Raw genomic sequence first — 19995 nt, 5'->3', positions numbered from 1 at the left:
TCGACTCTCAAAAACAGACATAAAAACCCCACAGACGGGCTGTGGGGATGAAAAGTACAGCAGATTAGCCGCGACGGCGTTCAAAATCGACCATGAAATCGGTCAGTGCTTTTACACCTTCAAGCGGCATTGCATTGTAGATGGACGCACGCATACCGCCGACCACACGATGCCCTTTCAGCGCATGCAGGCCCGCGGCAAAAGACTCTTCCAGGAACAGTTTATCCAGTGCGCTGTCAGCCAGCTGGAACGGTACGTTCATGCGTGAACGGTTGGATTTCGCCACATCGTTACGGTAGAAATCGCTGTTATCAATTACGCCGTACAGCAGTTCCGCTTTTTGCTGGTTAATCTTATCCATTGCATTAACACCGCCCTGCTTTTTCAGCCATTTAAAGACCAGGCCAGACAGATACCAGGCAAAGGTTGGCGGCGTATTGAACATGGAATCGTTGTCATTCAGCACGGTATAGTCGAGGATTGACGGGCATGATACATGAGCTTTACCCAGCAAATCTTCACGGACGATGACAATCGTCAGGCCGGCCGGGCCGATGTTTTTCTGTGCACCGGCATAAATTACGCCATAACGGCTAACGTCAAGCGGTGCGGAAAGAATGGTAGAGGACAGATCCGCCGTGACCACAACGTTGCTGGCAAAATTCGGCGTTTCATCGATCGCAATGCCATCGATAGTTTCGTTCGGACAATAGTGCAGGTACGCCGCGTTATCAGAAAGCTGCCATTCACTCATCGGCTTAACAGCACGCAGGCCGTCCACGGTGACTTTGGCATCAATAACGTTTGGTGTGCAGTATTTTTTCGCTTCTTTAATTGCACTGGCGGCCCAATAACCGGCATCGACGTAATCCGCGGTGGTTTTATCCCCCAGAATATTTAACGGGATACCCGCGAACTGCCCACGACCACCGCCATGGCAGAACAACACTTTATAGTTGGAGGGGATGCTAAGAAGATCACGAAAATCCTGCTCCGCTTCCTCGGCGACCTGGATGAATTCTTTGCCACGGTGGCTAATTTCCATCACCGACGTGCCAAGACCGTTCCAGTCGCGAAGATCCTGTTGAGCCAGTTTAAGTACTTCTGCCGGTAGCATTGCCGGACCTGAACTAAAATTAAAGACCTGAGCCATTTCCCCTCACCACGTTGTGTTGTTGTCCAATCAACATCCTGTCATTGACGATAATCCGGTGACAGACATTGGTATAAGTTATTCCTGTGGATATCGGTTTTATCATTCAGTGACACGCGCCGCAATGGGTAAAACTGACCAGGGTAAAAATGTGTCATTGGTCACACAACAGAATCTATCGGATTGACGGGTAAAAACCGAGATTTTTGCTGTCAGGTAACCCGTTTTGCCCGACTGGCCTTCGACCATTCTGGATTTGCACAGCGTGGACATAATTGATGATCTCCGGCGTTCATTTGCACCACTTCGCTACAACGTATACAGGCATAGTCTCCTGCTTCAGGCATTACTTTAAATCGTTGCGTACAGTGCTTAGGTAAAATACTGAGCCCCGGCTTTACGTCTTCATCGGCAAAGAAGTAGACGCTGATTTGTCCATTCGTCTCCAGAATAGCCAGTTTTACCTGTCCCAATTGCTCCACGCCGTTCAAACGCAGTTCCATAAAGAATTCAAATTCCGTCATATTGGCACTATTGAGCTTTGACCATGCCAGCTCGCCGTCTTCAATGATCACGACGGGTTTGCCCTCCAGCAGGTCCTCCATTTTTTCACTATGCGCCATCAGCCACATCACCAACCGATACAGCACAGCAAGAGTAATAAAAACCACCAGCACTGGCAGCATCGGGACATCGTCATAGAATGCCACGTCTCCCGCTGCAGAACCCAGCGTAAGGATGATCAGCACTTCAAAAAGCGACATCTGGCGTACGCCGCGACGTCCGGTGATTTTTAAAAACAGAAAAACCAATATAAAGGTGTAGAGGCTGCGTAACGCAACTTCCCCCAGAAAATCCATGGGCACCTTATCAAGCGCCATACGGTGCAAATCGAAAGCTTTCATTAATATGCTCTAAACGTGGTTGGTTGTAAGAAAGCATAGCCAATGCTTTTATTTACGCCTGAGCTCCGGCGGCGATAGCGCCGTTCATTGAAAACCCGTATCATTGCGCGCTTTCCGTACGACAAAAGTGATTTTCATGACGCAAACATTTATCCCCGGCAAAGATGCCGCTCTGGAAGACTCCATCGCTCGCTTCCAGCAAAAATTGCTCGACCTCGGTTTTCAAATTGAAGAAGCCTCGTGGTTGAATCCCGTCCCTAACGTCTGGTCTGTACATATTCGCGACAAAGAATGCGCGCTGTGCTTCACCAACGGTAAAGGCGCGACGAAAAAAGCGGCGTTGGCTTCCGCGCTGGGCGAATATTTTGAGCGTCTGTCGACTAACTATTTCTTTGCAGATTTCTGGTTGGGCGAAACTATCGCCAATGGCCCGTTCGTGCATTATCCGAACGAAAAATGGTTCCCGCTGACAGAAGAAGACGATGTACCAGAAGGTTTACTGGATGCACGTCTGCGAGCGTTTTACGATCCAGATAACGAACTGACTGGCAGCATGCTTATCGATCTGCAGTCTGGTAATGAAGAACGTGGCGTCTGCGGCCTGCCGTTTACCCGTCAGTCGGATAACCAGACTGTCTATATTCCGATGAATATTATCGGCAACCTGTATGTTTCTAACGGCATGTCCGCGGGTAACACGCCTAACGAAGCGCGCGTTCAGGGCCTGTCTGAAGTCTTTGAGCGTCATGTGAAGAACCGCATTATTGCGGAAAGCATCAGCCTGCCGGAAATCCCGGCCGAAGTCATGGCGCGCTATCCGGCAGTGGTGGAGTCCATCGCCACACTGGAAGCTGAAGGTTTCCCAATTTTTGCCTATGATGGCTCGCTGGGCGGCAAGTATCCGGTGATTTGCGTTGTCCTGTTCAACCCAACCAACGGTACCTGCTTCGCTTCCTTCGGCGCACACCCGGATTTCGGCGTGGCGCTGGAGCGTACCGTCACTGAACTGCTGCAGGGCCGTGGTCTGAAGGATCTTGATGTCTTCACCCCACCGACCTTCGACGATGAGGAAGTGGCAGAACATACCAACCTTGAAACTCACTTCATCGATTCCAGCGGTTTGATCTCATGGGATCTGTTCAAGCAGGATGCCGATTATCCGTTCGTTGACTGGAATTTCTCTGGCACCACGGAAGAAGAGTTCGCCACCCTGATGGCCATCTTCAATGCTGAAGATAAAGAAGTGTATATCGCTGACTATGAGCACCTGAGCGTTTACGCGTGCCGCATTATTGTTCCGGGAATGTCTGACATCTATCCGGCAGAAGATCTGTGGTTAGCTAACAACGCTATGGGCGCCCATCTGCGTGACACCATTCTCTCTCTGCCGGGCAGCGAATGGGATAAAGAAGACTATCTCAATCTGATCGAACAACTGGATGAAGAAGGGTTTGACGACTTCACCCGCGTACGCGAGCTACTCGGTCTGGCGACCGGTGCGGATAACGGTTGGTACACCCTGCGTATTGGCGAGCTTAAAGTGATGCTGGCGCTGGCCGGTGGCGATCTGGAGCAGGCGCTGGTGTGGACAGAATGGACGATGGAATTTAACGCCTCCGTCTTTAGCGCGGAACGTGCAAACTACTATCGCTGCCTGCAAACATTGTTGCTGCTGTCTCAGGAAGAAGACCGTCAGCCGCTGCAATATCTGAATGCGTTTGTCCGCATGTACGGTGCCGAGGCGGTTGAAGCGGCAAGTGCGGCATTGAGTGGCGAAGCGCCATTCTACGGGTTGCAAACCGTTGATAACGATCTGCAAGCTTTCCCGGCGCATCAGTCTCTGCTGAAAGCCTATGAAAAACTGCAGCGCGCGAAAGCGGCACATTGGTCAAAATAATGACAGTCAGCCTGCGCTAAGTAGGCTAAAAGTATTGTCTGGGATATATTACGGGGCGCTTTAAGCGCCCTGTTTTTTTATTTTGGTCAAATCGGAAAATAAATGTAAAAACAAGGTTAAATATTAGTAGTTGATATTAAAAAAATTAGCATATTAATGTGGTTTTTTATCTCAATTACTCCATTTTAATTAACCGTCTGACAGGAGACAAAAAGAAAAAATTCAACTCACTTTATAATTTTTAAAATTTATTTTTACATGGATAATCAACAAGTTACTCCGTAATCGCATAAAAACCATGCGTCTTGCGGGCCTATAAGCCAGGCGAGATATGATCTATATCAAATTCTCATCTATAATGCTTTGTTAGTATCTCGTCGCCGACTTAATAAAGAGAGAGTTAGTGTGAAAGCTGACAACCCTTTTGATCTTATTCTACCTGCTGCAATGGCCAAAGTTGCCGAAGAAGCAGGCGTCTATAAAGCAACGAAACATCCGCTTAAGACGTTCTATCTGGCAATTACTGCCGGTGTATTCATTTCAATTGCCTTTGTTTTCTATATCACCGCCACAACCGGTACCGGAACTATGCCTTTCGGCATGGCAAAATTAGTAGGTGGTATCTGCTTTTCCCTGGGGCTGATTCTTTGTGTTGTCTGCGGCGCAGACCTCTTCACCTCAACCGTATTGATTGTCGTAGCAAAAGCCAGTGGTCGTATTACCTGGGGCCAATTGGCTAAAAACTGGCTTAACGTTTATGTCGGTAACCTGGTGGGTTGCTTGCTCTTCGTGCTATTGATGTGGCTTTCCGGCGAATACATGACCGCCAACGGCGCGTGGGGGCTCAACGTCCTACAAACAGCCGACCACAAAGTGCACCATACTTTTGTTGAGGCGGTAAGTCTTGGCATCCTGGCTAACCTGATGGTGTGTCTGGCCGTATGGATGAGCTACTCGGGCCGCAGCCTGATGGACAAAGCGTTTATCATGGTATTACCGGTCGCAATGTTTGTTGCCAGCGGTTTTGAGCACAGTATCGCAAACATGTTTATGATCCCTATGGGTATTGTAATACGCGATTTCGCCACCCCGGAATTCTGGACCGCAGTTGGGTCTTCTCCGGAGAATTTTTCTCACCTGACCGTGATGAATTTCATCACCGATAACCTGATTCCGGTTACGATCGGTAACATTATCGGCGGCGGTTTGTTGGTCGGGTTGACATACTGGGTCATTTATCTGCGTGGTAACGATCATCATTAATCTGATGATGCCCATTACACGCAGTAAATAAAAAATCCACTTAAGAAGGTAGGTGTTACATGTCCGAGCTTAATGAAAAGTTAGCCACAGCCTGGGAAGGTTTTACCAAAGGTGACTGGCAGAATGAAGTAAACGTACGTGACTTCATTCAGAAAAACTACACTCCATATGAGGGTGACGAGTCCTTCCTGGCTGGCGCAACTGATGCGACCACTGCACTGTGGGACAGCGTGATGGAAGGCGTTAAACAGGAAAACCGCACTCACGCGCCTGTTGACTTTGACACCTCCGTTGCTTCTACCATCACTTCTCACGACGCAGGCTACATCAACAAAGCGCTCGAGAAGATTGTTGGTCTGCAGACTGAAGCTCCGCTGAAACGTGCGATCATTCCGTTTGGCGGCATCAAAATGGTTGAAGGTTCCTGCAAAGCGTACAATCGCGAACTGGACCCGATGCTGAAAAAAATCTTCACCGAATACCGCAAAACCCACAACCAGGGCGTATTCGATGTTTACACCAAAGACATTCTGAACTGCCGTAAATCCGGTGTTCTGACTGGTCTGCCAGATGCGTATGGCCGTGGCCGTATCATCGGTGACTACCGTCGCGTTGCGCTGTACGGTATCGACTACCTGATGAAAGACAAATACGCTCAGTTCGTCTCTCTGCAGTCCGATCTGGAAAACGGCGTAAACCTGGAAGCAACTATCCGTCTGCGTGAAGAAATCGCTGAACAGCACCGCGCTCTGGGTCAGATCAAAGAAATGGCTGCTAAATATGGCTGCGATATCTCTGGTCCGGCTACCAACGCTCAGGAAGCTATCCAGTGGACTTACTTCGGCTACCTGGCCGCAGTTAAATCTCAGAACGGTGCAGCAATGTCCTTCGGTCGCGTATCCACCTTCCTGGATGCTTACATCGAACGTGACCTGAAAGCAGGCAAAATCACCGAGCAAGACGCACAGGAAATGATCGACCACCTGGTCATGAAACTGCGTATGGTTCGCTTCCTGCGTACTCCTGAATATGATGAACTGTTCTCCGGTGACCCGATTTGGGCAACTGAATCAATCGGTGGTATGGGCGTTGATGGCCGTACTCTGGTTACCAAAAACAGCTTCCGCTTCCTGAACACCCTGTACACCATGGGTCCTTCTCCGGAGCCGAACATCACCGTTCTGTGGTCTGAAAAACTGCCTCTGAACTTCAAGAAATTCGCCGCTAAAGTGTCCATCGACACCTCTTCTCTGCAGTACGAGAACGATGACCTGATGCGTCCGGACTTCAACAACGACGACTACGCTATCGCTTGCTGCGTAAGCCCGATGGTTGTTGGTAAACAAATGCAGTTCTTCGGTGCGCGTGCAAACCTGGCGAAAACCATGCTGTACGCAATCAACGGTGGCGTTGATGAAAAACTGAAAATGCAGGTTGGTCCTAAATCTGAACCGATCAAAGGCGACGTTCTGAACTTCGACGAAGTTATGGACCGCATGGATCACTTCATGGATTGGCTGGCTAAACAGTACGTCACTGCACTGAACGTTATCCACTACATGCACGACAAGTACAGCTACGAAGCCTCTCTGATGGCGCTGCACGACCGTGACGTTATCCGCACCATGGCGTGTGGTATCGCTGGTCTGTCCGTTGCTGCTGACTCCCTGTCTGCAATCAAATATGCGAAAGTTAAACCGATTCGTGACGAAGACGGTCTGGCTATCGACTTCGAAATCGAAGGCGAATACCCGCAGTTTGGTAACAACGACTCTCGCGTTGATGACATGGCGGTTGACCTGGTAGAACGTTTCATGAAGAAAATTCAGAAACTGACTACTTATCGTAACGCTATCCCGACTCAGTCTGTTCTGACCATCACCTCTAACGTGGTTTATGGTAAGAAAACTGGTAACACCCCAGATGGTCGTCGTGCTGGCGCGCCGTTCGGACCGGGTGCTAACCCAATGCACGGCCGTGACCAGAAAGGTGCTGTTGCCTCTCTGACCTCCGTTGCTAAACTGCCGTTTGCTTACGCTAAAGATGGTATCTCTTACACCTTCTCTATCGTTCCGAACGCTCTGGGTAAAGACGACGAAGTTCGTAAGACCAACCTGGCGGGTCTGATGGATGGTTACTTCCACCACGAAGCGTCCATCGAAGGTGGTCAGCACCTGAACGTGAACGTCATGAACCGTGAAATGCTGCTGGATGCGATGGAACATCCGGAAAAATATCCGCAGCTGACCATCCGCGTTTCTGGCTACGCAGTACGTTTTAACTCCCTGACTAAAGAACAGCAGCAGGACGTTATCACTCGTACCTTCACTCAGACCATGTAATTGGTTTTGACTGAAATCGTACTTTAAAAAGCGTACAATAAAGGCTCCACGTAAGTGGGGCCTTTTTAATAGCCTGCTTTGTCAGCCATCTATACTTATGGATAGCAGCCAAAACAGACTCGACACAGTTAATAACTGTGCACTAACACTGGCCCCGGATGGGCCACACCTGGAGAAACACCGCAATGTCAGTTATTGGTCGCATTCACTCCTTTGAATCCTGTGGCACTGTTGATGGCCCGGGCATCCGTTTTATTACCTTCTTTCAGGGCTGCCTGATGCGCTGCCTGTATTGCCATAACCGCGACACGTGGGATACGCACGGCGGTAAAGAAGTTACCGTTGACGAATTAATGAAAGAGGTGGTGACCTACCGCCACTTTATGAACGCCTCCGGTGGCGGCGTGACAGCGTCTGGCGGCGAAGCTATCTTGCAAGCTGAATTCGTACGTGACTGGTTCCGGGCCTGTAAAAAAGAAGGTATTCATACTTGTCTGGATACTAACGGTTTTGTTCGCCGCTACGATCCGGTGATCGATGAGTTGCTGGAAGTCACCGACCTGGTCATGCTCGATCTCAAACAAATGAACGATGAAATCCATCAGAATCTGGTGGGTGTGTCTAACCATCGTACACTCGAGTTCGCGCGTTACCTGTCCAACAAAGACATCAAAGTGTGGATCCGCTATGTTGTCGTACCTGGCTGGTCTGACGATGACGACTCCGCACACCGCCTTGGCGAATTTACCCGCGATATGGGCAACGTTGAAAAAATCGAGCTGCTGCCTTACCACGAGCTGGGCAAACACAAATGGGTGGCAATGGGCGAAGAGTACAAACTCGACGGCGTTAAGCCGCCGAAGAAAGAGACCATGGAGCGCGTGAAGGGTATTCTCGAGCAATATGGACATAAAGTGATGTATTGAGTTTTATGGTGGGTAACAGATACGTTACCCACCTGACTCTGCCTTAACGCCCTCTTCTCGCCAGTAACGGGAAAATCAATCCCAGTCCAACCAGCACAAATGGCGTCACAATATTCAGCGTGAGCTGGAATGTCCACTCAGGGGTGAAGGCTTCCATTTTCGGGAAAATCCCGGTCAGACAGGCAAATGCGGTAAAGGCAAAGCACCAGATCCCCACGGTCATCGCAAGCGATCGGTTGCGAATAAAGACATATTCTGATTTATATTTTTGCGCCAGACGAATAACGGCAATGAATGCCACAAATACCCATAAATAACGCAATGGCATCACGACAGAGTTAAGATTCAATAGCCATTTATACAGATTGTTCATGTCGCCAATTCCCAGTGTTGGCAACATAATCAGAATCGCCACCAGCACCAGCGTCAGAATATAACCATTTACCGGCGTACCGGAAGCGTTGGTTTTACACAGGCTCTCGGGAATATATTTACGATCAGCATCACCCAGCAGAACTTTAAGCGGTGCATCAATAGAAAATACCAATGCCGCAATCTGTCCCAGCGTATTGGCAATCGCGTAAATAACCATCAGCGAATTACCCATACCATAATACTCACCCAGTTTCTGGAAGGCGTAATATTGACCATTCGTCATCAGATCATCTGGAATATGCCGGGAGTCAAACATCATTCCCATAGCCAGCGACCCGAGAATCGCACATACCGCCACCATAACAGCCAGAACGAGCATCCCTTTCGGAAATTCTTTGCCCGGATTACGTGTCTGATTAACGTATGGCGAAATTTTCTCCGCGCCGCCCACGGCAAAGACCAGCATGGAGATCGTGGTAATGTAGGTAAAATCAATGTGCGGGATAAACGATTCCCAGGTGATATTAGTTGTCGCTATCTGCACATCCGTAATTGCAGGCGCAGTTACCGCCATCACGACATACAAAATGGACATCACAAACATCGCGATGCCTGCAACTGACCCAACAATTTTCAGCGATTTCATGCCACGGGACGCAACCCACATGAAAAAGACAAACAGCGCCAGTGTCAGCCCCTGCAACGCCACGACGGTGTACTCTTTAATCAACGAACCATCGCCCTTCAGCGCCCATCCCAGCGCAATCAGAATAGCCTGCGGTTTTTGCGCCAGATAAGGAATATGCACAACCCAATAGGTCCATGCAGCAAGATAGGCCAGCCCTGGCCCCATGGTATGTTTAATCCAGGTACTGACGCCGCCTTTACCCTCTTTAAAAGTTGAGCCAAGCTGCCCGACGATCAACGCATAAGGTATAAAATAGAGCGCGAAAATAAAGATCCAAGAGGAGACAACAACTAATCCCTGATTGGCATAGTTGTTAACGACGTTGCCAAAACCCCAAACGGTAATAAAAGACATCAATGCAATGTTGTACCATCGCAATTGTTTTTCCTGCACACCAGCCATACGCAATCCTTCGTGGAAGCTTTATGATTATAAATAAATGAGGCGTGGGATTATGCGCGGTAAAATGAGCGAGCGGAAACGGCAGGATGTAAAACTATAACCTTCTGCACACTTTATTTTCAGGAAAGAAGTGTGTGATTAAATAATGCAGGTTCCCATAAAGCATACATAAACAGTATGTATGGGAACCTGTTCATATTCTGTTAAATCAGGTCAAATGTGCGCAATAGAATTGGGTGTATGGCCCGTTTTACGCAACAGCATCAGTAAATAAATAAACGATACGCTGGCGATCATGATAAACAGCAAGCTATCTGAATAATTCTGCATCAGCATCGCTGTAAATGAAGGACCCAGCAGACTGCCCACGGTATAGCTCAATAACAATGCCTGATTCATGGCGACCAGCTGATGATGCTCCACCTTTTCACAGGCCCAGGCCATCGCGACCGGGTAGAGGGTAAAGCCTGCCGCACCCAACATAAACAACGCGGGCGCCATCGCCGCCTGATTCAGCATGGCGATACTCCCGACGATCACCACGAAGACCTGGACGCGTAAAACCAACAGACGTCCCAGCTTGTCCGCCAGACGGCCAATCGGCCATTGCCCCAGAATACCAGCACTTACCAGGACCGCCATCCAGAAACCAATGCTGGCATTACTCACCCCCTGATGATTGAGATACAGCGGCATCAGGCCATACAAAGACCCCAGCACAATCCCGGAAATAATACAGCCATTCACGCCCAGACGCGCCTGGCGGAGTTTCAGCATGGAGACAATAGGCGTAGACTGCTGCTCATCACCCTGCTGATTGGCAATGCGCGTAAATAGCAGTGGCAAAACACCCGCCAGGATAGTACCCGTCACCCACGGCAGGACGTTCATCAATTCCGTGGATACTTTACTCACCAGCAGTTGGCCTAAAAACGTCCCCACGTAATAGATCATCATATAGGCGGCAAGCAAACGTCCGCGATTACGCGAAGTCCCGCTGCACATCAGCGCGCTTTCCACCACCACCCAAATCATGGCGCAGCCAACACCAGCGATAAAACGCCAGGTCATCCAGCTCCAGAATCCCACCATAATCCCCAGCCCGACACAGCCCGCGGCAAAAATAAGCGAGGCGATATAATAGCTGCGGTTAAAACCAAGGTGTTTTATTAAATACCCTGTCAACAACGTCCCTACCAGATTACCGGTAAAGTAGGACGAGCTCACCACGCCTACCTGCCAGGTGGGAAGATTTTCATGGGCGAGCCAAAGCGGGACGAGCGTGTTTAACACGGCGATCGCCAGGGTCAACAGAAGTAGCCCGCACAGCAATAGCATGACGGGACGGGTATAGGTGGACATGAATAAAAACCGTGAGGAAGTTCAAATTTCATGCGCATCATGCCACTGCTAAAAACATTGTCAATCGGCGTAATCAGAGGGCTGAGGCGCTTTCTGGTCGATCGATTTGCATTACTGATTCTTAATGTGAATAGATAAAAAATACAAAATCACATCTGCTTGTTTTTATTGATCTAAAACAAAAATCTCGCGTTACGTTCAGTCGAAAAATTTCATGGATTACCCTTACTTTTATTTCTTACTAAACTCAATGCGGGATGCTGAGCTGCATTGTCTTCAAAATAGAACAGTGAGTTCTTATTTAGGCATCTACTCCAGATATCGTTCTTTTCGTAGACTTAAACTCATCAAATTTCCCCCACTGATGCTGAACAGGAGAAATATCATGACTAAACCTTACGTAAGACTTGATAAAGATAATGCGGCAGTACTGCTGGTCGACCATCAGGCAGGCCTGCTCTCTCTGGTTCGGGATATCGATCCCGATAAATTTAAAAACAACGTGCTAGCCCTGGGTGACTTAGCAAAATACTTCAACCTCCCAACCATTCTGACAACCAGTTTTGAAACAGGACCAAACGGGCCGCTGGTACCGGAACTGAAAGCGCAATTTCCCGATGCGCCCTATATTGCTCGCCCAGGAAACATTAACGCATGGGATAACGAAGATTTCGTGAAGGCAGTGAAAGCGACCGGCAAAAAGCAGCTGATTATCGCTGGTGTCGTGACGGAAGTTTGCGTCGCCTTCCCTGCGCTCTCAGCTATTGAAGAAGGCTTTGACGTCTTTGTGGTAACCGATGCTTCAGGCACATTTAATGAAATTACCCGTCATTCAGCTTGGGATCGGATGTCTCAAGCAGGCGCTCAGTTGATGACATGGTTCGGAGTAGCGTGCGAGCTGCACCGCGACTGGCGCAACGATATCGAAGGTCTGGCAACGCTGTTCTCGAATCACATTCCGGACTACCGCAATCTGATGACCAGCTACGACACGTTAACTAAGCAGAAGTAAAACCAGGGCGAAAGCCCTGGCCTGACATATTGCCTGATGACGCGCAGCTTTAAGGCCTACAGATCTGTAGGCCTGATAAGACGCAAACCGCCATCCGGCATAGTTTGGATTAACTCGCCACCGCCATACCGACTGTCATATGCAGCCCGTAGAACACGCCACGACCAATCAGCTCGCCGACTAACAGCAAAATAAACGCCACGGAAAGCAGCGGAACAGCAGGCTGGTAGCCCTTCACTTGCGGTACAATCCAGCAGCACAACGCTAATGCCAGCGCCACAATCCGCCACGCCATCAGCGAGCCGTAATCCGGAACCAGCGCAGAAGCCTGTTGAACAGAACTGTGGATCGTCGCCAGTTCAGCCCCCTGCATGACAGACATGATGGCGCTTACGACCAGAGCAAGCACTGAAATTGCCGGCAGCAGGCGCATCGCCCAACCATCCACGCCAGCAATTCTCAGTAACAGATACCCCAGCAGCGGACCGCCCATAAACATCGTCAGGAAGAAGCCCAGCGGAGTCCAGACGCTGTACCAGGTCGGCACAGTATCAATGGTGTTATAAACGCGTACCATCATCCAGACAAAAACCACACCCAGCACCATGGTGACAACTAACCACAGATTGCGTAATGCGGGCGACATTTTTTTCAACGTGGCCAGCAACCAGCCGATACCACCAACGGCAAAGAAGATTGAACCGCTGGCAATTTCGTTACTCAACGCCGAAGACCCAACGCGATTGAGCGAGTTAAAGGCGCGCATCGGCGAGCCCAGGTGGAGCATAGAAGCAATGAAGCCAATGCCCATTAATACCCACAATCCAAACATGCAGGCAATCACGCGCTGCTGCGATTCTGGACGCAAGTCACCTTTCATCAACGCCAGCGCAAGAACGATAAAGCCACCAACCACACACTGTCCGAAGACCGTGAAGATCATCAGCGGCCATTCATGCCATCCACTTCCCATCTTACACCTCCTTCGGATTGGCCAGATAACCTGTGGTATCCCCGGTCGGGCGGCTATTGGCGTTAGGTTTGATGACAATACTCGGTTTGGTAAAGTGCGCGCCCGGCAGTGGCGCAACCGCAGCCAGGGTGCCATGCTTTTTGCGCAGCTCTTCAATCGGACCAAAATCCAGCGCACGCAGTGGGCAGGATTCGACGCAGATAGGTTTTTTACCTTCAGCGACGCGCTCATGGCAGCCATCGCATTTAGTCATATGCCCTTTTTCAGCATTGTACTGCGGCGCGCCGTAAGGACAGGCCATGTGGCAATACCGACAGCCAATGCACACGTCCTCATCGACAACGACAAAGCCATCTTCACGTTTGTGCATCGCGCCGCTCGGACACACCTTGGTACAGGCTGGGTCTTCGCAGTGGTTACACGCAATGGAGAGGTAATAGGCAAAGACGTTCTGATGCCAGACGCCGTTATCCTCCTGCCAGTCACCGCCTGCATACTCATAAATGCGGCGGAAGCTGACCTCCGGGGTTAAATTTTTAAAATCTTTGCAGGCCAGTTCGCAGGTTTTGCAACCGGTGCAACGGCTGGAATCAATAAAAAATCCATACTGGGTTGTCATCGGTTACTCCTTACACCTTTTCAACCTGAACAAGGTTCGTGTGTGATGGGTTCCCCTTCGCGAGAGGAGACGGACGCTGGGTCGTCAGGACGTTAATACAACCGCCCTGGTCCACGCGTTTTGCGTCCGGGTCATACCACGCCCCTTCGCCTAGTGCCACCACGCCAGGCATCATACGCGGCGTTACTTTCGCCTCGATGTGCACTTCACCACGATCGTTAAAGATGCGCACCTTGTCGCCGTTGTTAATGCCGCGTCTCTGCGCATCCATCGGGTTGATCCACATTTCCTGACGGCAGGATGCTTTCAGAACATCAACGTTGCCATAGGTAGAGTGGACGCGAGATTTGTAGTGGAACCCGGTCAATTGCAGAGGGAATTTCTCCGCCAGAGGATCGTTTATGCTTTCAAACCCTGGGGTATAAATCGGCAGTGGATCAATCACATCACCTTCCGGCAGTTCCCAGGTCGCCGCGATCTCGGCAAGTTGCTGCGAATAAATTTCGATCTTACCTGACGGAGTAGTCAGCGGATTGGCGTCAGGATCCTCACGGAACGCCTTGTACGCCACGTGATGCCCTTGTGGGTCGCGCTGTTTAAAGATCCCCTGCTTGCGGAATTCTTCAAACGTTGGCAGTTCAGGAATTGCTTTGCGCGACTGCTCGTACAGATGACGCATCCACTCTTCCTGAGTGCGACCTTCTGTAAACTGCTGCTCAACGCCTAGGCGTTTCGCAAGCTCGCTGGTCATCTGGTAGATAGTCTTGCATTCGAAGCGTGGTTTGATCGCCTGATCGGTGAAAATCACATACGACATATTCCCGCAGGAGGCATCCAGTGCGAAGTCCATCTGCTCCGAAGCGGTACAGTCCGGCAGCAAAATATCCGCGTATTTCGCCGAGGAGGTCATATGGCAGTCGATGACAACGATCATCTCGCACTTCTTATCATCCTGTAGGATTTCGTGTGTGCGGTTGATGTCGGAGTGCTGGTTAATCAGGCAGTTACCCGCATAGTTCCAGATCATCTTAATCGGAACATCGAGCTTATCTTTACCACGAACACCGTCACGCAGCGCCGTCATCTCCGGACCTCGCTCAATGGCGTCCGTCCACATAAACATCGAGATACTGGTTTCTACAGGGTTTTCCAGCGTAGGCATACGTTCAAACGGCAAACTGTATGAGCCCTCACGCGCCCCGCTGTTGCCGCCGTTAATCCCAACGTTACCGGTCAGAATAGCCAGCATAGAAATGGCGCGGGTCGCTATTTCACCATTAGCATGACGCTGCGGTCCCCACCCCTGGCTGATGTATGCCGGTTTAGCGCTACCGATTTCACGTGCCAGTTTGACGATTCGTTCAGCAGGAATCCCGGTAATTTGCGCTGCCCATTCCGGGGTCTTGGCAATACCGTCTTTGCCCTGCCCAAGAATATACGCCTTATAGTGACCGTTTTTCGGTGCATCTGCCGGTAAGGTTTTCTCGTCGTAACCTACGCAATATTTGTCAAGGAACGGTTGATCAACCATGTTTTCGGTGATCAGAACATACGCCAGCCCATTTACCAGCGCGGCATCCGTACCTGGACGGATGGGGATCCACTCATCTTCACGACCCGCACCAGTATCCGTGTAGCGAGGATCGATAATGATCATGCGGGCATTGGATTTCTGTCGCGCCTGTTCAAGGTAATAGGTTACCCCACCCCCGCTCATACGGGTTTCACCTGGGTTATTCCCGAACAGGACCACCAGCTTGCTGTTTTCAATGTCTGACGGGCTGTTACCGTCTGCCCAGCCGCCGTAGGTGTAGTTCAACCCGGCAGCGATTTGCGCTGAAGAGTAGTCACCGTAGTGGTTCAGGTAGCCACCACAGCAGTTCATCAGACGTGCTACCAGCGTTTTGCCCGGTGGCCAGGAGCGTGTCAGGGTGCCGCCCAGCGTACCTGTGCCGTAGTTCAGGTAGATAGACTCGTTGCCGTAGTCTTTGATAAGACGCTGCATATTGCTGGCAATGATATCGTAGGCTTCATCCCAGCTGATACGCTCAAATTTACCTTCGCCACGCTTGCCGACGCGTTTCATCGGGTATTTCAGACGATCGGGATTATAGACGCGACGACGCATGGAGCGACCTCGCAGACAGGCGCGTACCTGATGCAAACCGTCGTAGTTGTCATCACCGGTGTTGTCGGTTTCAACATACTTTATTTCACCATCTACCACGTGCATACGCAGAGGACAGCGGCTACCACAGTTCACCGTACACGCGCTCCAGATGACTTTCTCACTGGCCTGTGTTGGATTAAGGGCTTCTGCAGCATTTGCAATACGGGTAAATGGCAGGGTAAACGCGCTACTGGCCACCGCCAGTCCGCCTATCGCCGTCGTTTTCACCAAACCTCGGCGACTAACCTCAGCTGCCAGCATGGCATCGGGGATCTTAGTTTTCATAGTGGCTCACTCTGCTGCTCACAATCAACAAAAGGCAAATATCCGTTGTATAGATTTTTATATAACGTTACTATCGATATAAAGACTGGTAGATACTGAATTTGCGAAAAGACAGAGATAAATACTGACTTTCATTTGAAGGCAGTATTACTCCTATGGAGGTAGATGTTATTGTCCAGCGTCAAACAGGCATAAAAAAAGCGCCCGGAGGCGCTTTTTTAGCAGGGAAAGGTAGCTTAGCCGATGAATTCCAGGCCATTCATGTACGGACGCAACACTTCCGGAACCTGAATGCGGCCATCAGCCTGCTGATAGTTTTCCATTACCGCAACCAGCGTACGTCCTACCGCCAGACCAGAACCATTCAGCGTATGTACTAAACGGGTCTTTTTGTCGGATTTACTGCGGCAACGCGCCTGCATACGACGAGCCTGGAAATCCCACACGTTGGAGCAAGAGGAGATTTCGCGATAGGTGTTCTGCGCCGGGATCCACACTTCCAGATCGTAGGTTTTGCATGCGCCGAAGCCCATGTCGCCAGTGCACAGGATGATCTTGCGATACGGCAGACCCAACAGTTGCAGGACCTTCTCAGCATGACCGGTCATCTCTTCCAGCGCGTCCATAGAGTCTTCCGGGCGAACGATCTGCACCATCTCAACTTTATCGAACTGGTGCATACGGATCAGACCACGGGTATCACGACCGTAAGAACCTGCTTCAGAACGGAAGCACGGCGTATGCGCAGTCATTTTGATCGGCAGCGCATCTTCGTCGATGATTTCGTCACGTACCAGATTGGTCAGCGGCACTTCTGCCGTTGGGATCAGCGCATAGTTGCTGCTGTCAGCTTCTTCATCCAGCGGACGGGTGTGGAACAGATCGCCAGCAAATTTCGGCAGTTGGCCTGTTCCGTACAGCGTGTCATGGTTAACCAGATACGGAACGTAGTTTTCGCTGTAACCATGCTGTTCGGTATGCAGATCCAGCATAAACTGAGACAGCGCACGGTGCATGCGTGCGATCTGGCCTTTCATAACAACGAAACGAGAGCCAGTCAGCTTAACCGCCGCGGCGAAATCAAGACCCGTGTGCATTTCACCCAGAGTAACGTGATCGCGCACTTCGAAATCAAACTCACGTGGTGTACCCCAGCGGCTGACTTCGACGTTGTCATTTTCATCTTTACCCACCGGAACTTCGTCCGCTGGCAGGTTAGGAATGGTCAGCGCAATATCGCGGATCTCGGCCTGTAAGTTATCAAGTTCAGCTTTCGCGGCATCCAGCTCTTCGCCCAGTTTGTTCACTTCCAGACGTAAAGACTCGATATCTTCCCCGCGCGCTTTTGCCTGGCCGATGGATTTCGATCGAGAGTTACGCTCTGCCTGCAGGTTTTCAGTTTGTACCTGCAGAACTTTACGACGCTCTTCAAGAGCGCGCAGCTTATCTACATCCAGCTTAAAGCCCCGGCTTGCCAGTTTTTCTGCGACTGCGTCTGGCTCATTACGCAGCAGATTGGGATCGAGCATGCTTATCCTGTGCTTATCGAATTAAAATAGGAGAAAGTGACCACAGCCTGCGGTCACAGGGATACAGAGACAACATTACCGCAACGATAACACTAACGGTAGCGTTTTATAGGGCTATTTTGATCCTGTCCGGCGAGCCAGGCGAGCTTTTCGCCAATCTTGCCCTCAAGACCTCTGTTTGTGGGGTGATAATAGCGCGTTTGTGCCATTTCCTGCGGGAAGTACTCTTCTCCGGCAGCATAGGCATTTGGCTCATCATGGGCGTAACGATACTCCTGACCGTAGCCCATCTCCTTCATCAGCTTCGTCGGCGCATTGCGAAGGTGAACCGGCACGTCGTAATCCGGACGTTCACGTGCATCAGCCAGCGCAGCTTTGAAGGCGGTGTAAACTGCATTACTTTTCGGCGCGCAGGCCAGATAAACAATCGCCTGAGCAATCGCACGTTCGCCTTCCGCTGGTCCCACACGGGTAAAGCAGTCCCATGCGGAAATTGCCACCTGCATGGCGCGAGGATCGGCATTGCCCACATCTTCAGAGGCAATTGCCAGGCAGCGACGAGCAACATACAGCGGGTCACCGCCTGCACTAATGATGCGCGCATACCAATAAAGCGCTGCATCCGGTGCACTGCCGCGAACCGACTTATGTAATGCGGAGATGAGATCGTAAAAACGATCGCCTTTATTATCGAAGCGTGCGCTGCGCTCACCGGCAATTTCAGTGAGCAATTCTGGTTTCAATACACGCTTGCCAGAATCATCAACTTCGGCCATATCGGCCATCATTTCCAGCGTATTCAGCGCCCGGCGCGCGTCACCATTAACCAGTTCGGCAATAGCCCGACGCGTCTCTGGCGGCAGTACGATATCCTGGCCGCCGTAACCCCGCGCTTTATCTGACATCGCCTGGTCCAGCACCTGTTCAATATCGTCGGTGGTTAACGATTTCAGTAAGTAAACGCGTGCGCGTGACAGCAGCGCCGAGTTCAGTTCAAACGAGGGGTTTTCGGTGGTGGCGCCAATAAACGTGATGGTACCGTCTTCAATATGCGGTAAAAACGCATCCTGCTGGCTTTTATTAAAACGGTGAACTTCGTCGACAAACAGGATCGTACGCCGACCAGCGTTACGATTCTGACGCGCACGCTCAATCGCTTCACGAATCTCTTTTACACCAGACGTAACCGCCGAAATGCGTTCGACATCGGCGTTGGCGTAACGGGCAATGACTTCGGCAAGCGTAGTTTTTCCCGTCCCCGGCGGCCCCCATAAAATCATGGAGTGCAGGTGCCCCGCCTCGATAGCGCGCGGCAAGGGTTTACCCGCAGCCAGCAAATGCTGCTGGCCGATATACTGCGCTAAATTTTCTGGCCGCATACGTGCGGCCAGTGGCTGAAAGGTATTATCAGAAAAGTCGAGCGACAGATTGCTCACTCACACGCCTCTACTTACGTTGATCGTCAACCGTTACACCTTGCGGCGGGGTAAAGGTGAATTTGGAAGGTTCAATCGCACCATTCTGCTGAGATTTCAGCTGATAGCTGCTGCGCTGATCGTCTTGCTCAACGGCGCTAAACTGATGGATCGTCCCGTCACGCCCAACATTGATCGTAAACTGCTTCAGGTTACCGCTGCTGGTTTTTGGCGTCAGCACGAAATCATCGCCGTTTTGCTTAATGTTGTACTGCTGCCAGTCACTGGCCTGGTTACGCGCGATCAGCATGAACGGCGTATTGCCCGTGGCGTCTTTCAGCCAGGTCGCGGTCGCCTGTTCAACAAACGGGTTAAAGAACCACAGCGTTTTCCCATCGGAAACCAGGATGCTCTCATCAGGCTGGGTCATATGCCAGTTAAACAGATTAGGACGTTTAACCCATAAATCACCCTGACCTTCCTGCACCGCTGCGCCGCTGCCGTCCGTGACCTTCTGAGTAAAGCTGGCATGGAAGCTACTGACTTTATCCAGACGGCTTTTCAGGTCGCTGGCAGCGTCAGCCCAGACGCTGCTCACCACAAAGCTCGACAGTAATGCACAGGTGATTGCGATTCTTTTCATCGTTATTCCTCAAAATACGTCACTCCCAACGGGGAG

At 50.6% G+C, this 19995-nt stretch carries 15 protein-coding genes; 5 read left to right on the top strand and 10 right to left on the bottom strand.

What is annotated here, in order from left to right; translation table 11 throughout:
• Nucleotides 1–64: 64 nt before the first annotated feature.
• Nucleotides 65–1153 (bottom strand): 3-phosphoserine/phosphohydroxythreonine transaminase, encoded by a 1089-nt coding sequence (serC, locus tag OGX66_RS01805; RefSeq protein ID WP_003847007.1) that lies wholly within the window; start codon nt 1151–1153, stop codon nt 65–67.
• A gap of 212 nt (nt 1154–1365) precedes the next feature.
• A complete protein-coding gene (locus tag OGX66_RS01800; protein ID WP_003847009.1) occupies nt 1366–2058 on the bottom strand; it encodes a DUF421 domain-containing protein in 693 nt (230 codons plus the stop codon).
• Between the two features lie 136 nt (nt 2059–2194).
• On the opposite strand from OGX66_RS01800, the gene ycaO reads away from it, so the two are divergent.
• The 4 genes from ycaO to pflA all read left to right on the top strand — a co-directional run bounded on the left by ycaO (nt 2195) and on the right by pflA (nt 8486).
• Entirely contained in the window at nt 2195–3955 is a 1761-nt protein-coding gene (gene ycaO / locus OGX66_RS01795; RefSeq protein ID WP_016149860.1) for a 30S ribosomal protein S12 methylthiotransferase accessory factor YcaO, read from the top strand.
• Between the two features lie 405 nt (nt 3956–4360).
• Nucleotides 4361–5218, top strand: a complete 858-nt coding sequence (gene focA, locus OGX66_RS01790) for a formate transporter FocA (protein WP_003035756.1) — start codon at nt 4361–4363, stop codon at nt 5216–5218.
• A gap of 59 nt (nt 5219–5277) precedes the next feature.
• Entirely contained in the window at nt 5278–7560 is a 2283-nt protein-coding gene (pflB, locus tag OGX66_RS01785) for a formate C-acetyltransferase (RefSeq protein ID WP_003035753.1), read from the top strand.
• 185 nt (nt 7561–7745) lie between these two features.
• Complete coding sequence (gene pflA / locus OGX66_RS01780) at nt 7746–8486, top strand: pyruvate formate lyase 1-activating protein (protein WP_003035751.1); 741 nt, start codon at nt 7746–7748, stop codon at nt 8484–8486.
• A 43-nt stretch (nt 8487–8529) separates the two neighbouring features.
• Here pflA and OGX66_RS01775 read toward each other — a convergent pair whose 3' ends face one another.
• Nucleotides 8530–9951, bottom strand: a complete 1422-nt coding sequence (locus OGX66_RS01775) for an amino acid permease (protein WP_003035749.1) — start codon at nt 9949–9951, stop codon at nt 8530–8532.
• A 213-nt stretch (nt 9952–10164) separates the two neighbouring features.
• Nucleotides 10165–11313, bottom strand: a complete 1149-nt coding sequence (locus OGX66_RS01770; RefSeq protein WP_003836902.1) for an MFS transporter — start codon at nt 11311–11313, stop codon at nt 10165–10167.
• Between the two features lie 385 nt (nt 11314–11698).
• Here OGX66_RS01770 and ycaC point away from each other — a divergent pair, with 385 nt between their 5' ends.
• Nucleotides 11699–12325: an isochorismate family cysteine hydrolase YcaC gene (ycaC, locus tag OGX66_RS01765; RefSeq protein WP_003035746.1), complete on the top strand. Its 627-nt coding sequence runs from the start codon at nt 11699–11701 to the stop codon at nt 12323–12325.
• A 109-nt stretch (nt 12326–12434) separates the two neighbouring features.
• Here the strand turns inward: ycaC and OGX66_RS01760 are convergent, their stop codons facing one another.
• The 6 genes from OGX66_RS01760 to lolA all read right to left on the bottom strand — a co-directional run bounded on the left by OGX66_RS01760 (nt 12435) and on the right by lolA (nt 19959).
• Nucleotides 12435–13298, bottom strand: coding sequence for a dimethyl sulfoxide reductase anchor subunit family protein (locus OGX66_RS01760; protein ID WP_057102372.1), 864 nt, complete (start codon nt 13296–13298; stop codon nt 12435–12437).
• Between the two features lies 1 nt (nt 13299).
• Nucleotides 13300–13917, bottom strand: coding sequence for a DMSO/selenate family reductase complex B subunit (locus OGX66_RS01755; RefSeq protein ID WP_003035741.1), 618 nt, complete (start codon nt 13915–13917; stop codon nt 13300–13302).
• Nucleotides 13918–13927: 10 nt separating this feature from the next.
• Nucleotides 13928–16372: a dimethylsulfoxide reductase subunit A gene (gene dmsA, locus OGX66_RS01750; protein ID WP_048219186.1), complete on the bottom strand. Its 2445-nt coding sequence runs from the start codon at nt 16370–16372 to the stop codon at nt 13928–13930.
• A 236-nt stretch (nt 16373–16608) separates the two neighbouring features.
• Nucleotides 16609–17901 (bottom strand): serine--tRNA ligase, encoded by a 1293-nt coding sequence (serS, locus tag OGX66_RS01745; protein ID WP_088902490.1) that lies wholly within the window; start codon nt 17899–17901, stop codon nt 16609–16611.
• 92 nt (nt 17902–17993) lie between these two features.
• Entirely contained in the window at nt 17994–19337 is a 1344-nt protein-coding gene (rarA, locus tag OGX66_RS01740) for a replication-associated recombination protein RarA (protein WP_003836910.1), read from the bottom strand.
• Between the two features lie 10 nt (nt 19338–19347).
• Nucleotides 19348–19959: an outer membrane lipoprotein periplasmic chaperone LolA gene (gene lolA, locus OGX66_RS01735; protein WP_003831898.1), complete on the bottom strand. Its 612-nt coding sequence runs from the start codon at nt 19957–19959 to the stop codon at nt 19348–19350.
• Between the last annotated feature and the right edge of the window lie 36 nt (nt 19960–19995).

This window comes from Citrobacter sp. Cf072 (genome assembly GCF_030334485.1).
GTDB classification, from domain to species: Bacteria; Pseudomonadota; Gammaproteobacteria; order Enterobacterales; family Enterobacteriaceae; genus Citrobacter; species Citrobacter freundii.
This window is presented reverse-complemented; position numbering and strand designations above follow the sequence as displayed.

Coding starts and splice junctions, on each gene's coding strand:
- OGX66_RS01755 (WP_003035741.1), bottom strand. CDS start 13,917: ATGACAACCCAGTATGGATTTTTTATTGATTCCAGCCGTTGCACCGGT.
- OGX66_RS01800 (WP_003847009.1), bottom strand. CDS start 2,058: ATGAAAGCTTTCGATTTGCACCGTATGGCGCTTGATAAGGTGCCCATG.
- dmsA (WP_048219186.1), bottom strand. CDS start 16,372: ATGAAAACTAAGATCCCCGATGCCATGCTGGCAGCTGAGGTTAGTCGC.
- ycaO (WP_016149860.1), top strand. CDS start 2,195: ATGACGCAAACATTTATCCCCGGCAAAGATGCCGCTCTGGAAGACTCC.
- pflB (WP_003035753.1), top strand. CDS start 5,278: ATGTCCGAGCTTAATGAAAAGTTAGCCACAGCCTGGGAAGGTTTTACC.
- OGX66_RS01760 (WP_057102372.1), bottom strand. CDS start 13,298: ATGGGAAGTGGATGGCATGAATGGCCGCTGATGATCTTCACGGTCTTC.
- OGX66_RS01775 (WP_003035749.1), bottom strand. CDS start 9,951: ATGGCTGGTGTGCAGGAAAAACAATTGCGATGGTACAACATTGCATTG.
- OGX66_RS01770 (WP_003836902.1), bottom strand. CDS start 11,313: ATGTCCACCTATACCCGTCCCGTCATGCTATTGCTGTGCGGGCTACTT.
- ycaC (WP_003035746.1), top strand. CDS start 11,699: ATGACTAAACCTTACGTAAGACTTGATAAAGATAATGCGGCAGTACTG.
- serC (WP_003847007.1), bottom strand. CDS start 1,153: ATGGCTCAGGTCTTTAATTTTAGTTCAGGTCCGGCAATGCTACCGGCA.
- serS (WP_088902490.1), bottom strand. CDS start 17,901: ATGCTCGATCCCAATCTGCTGCGTAATGAGCCAGACGCAGTCGCAGAA.
- pflA (WP_003035751.1), top strand. CDS start 7,746: ATGTCAGTTATTGGTCGCATTCACTCCTTTGAATCCTGTGGCACTGTT.
- lolA (WP_003831898.1), bottom strand. CDS start 19,959: ATGAAAAGAATCGCAATCACCTGTGCATTACTGTCGAGCTTTGTGGTG.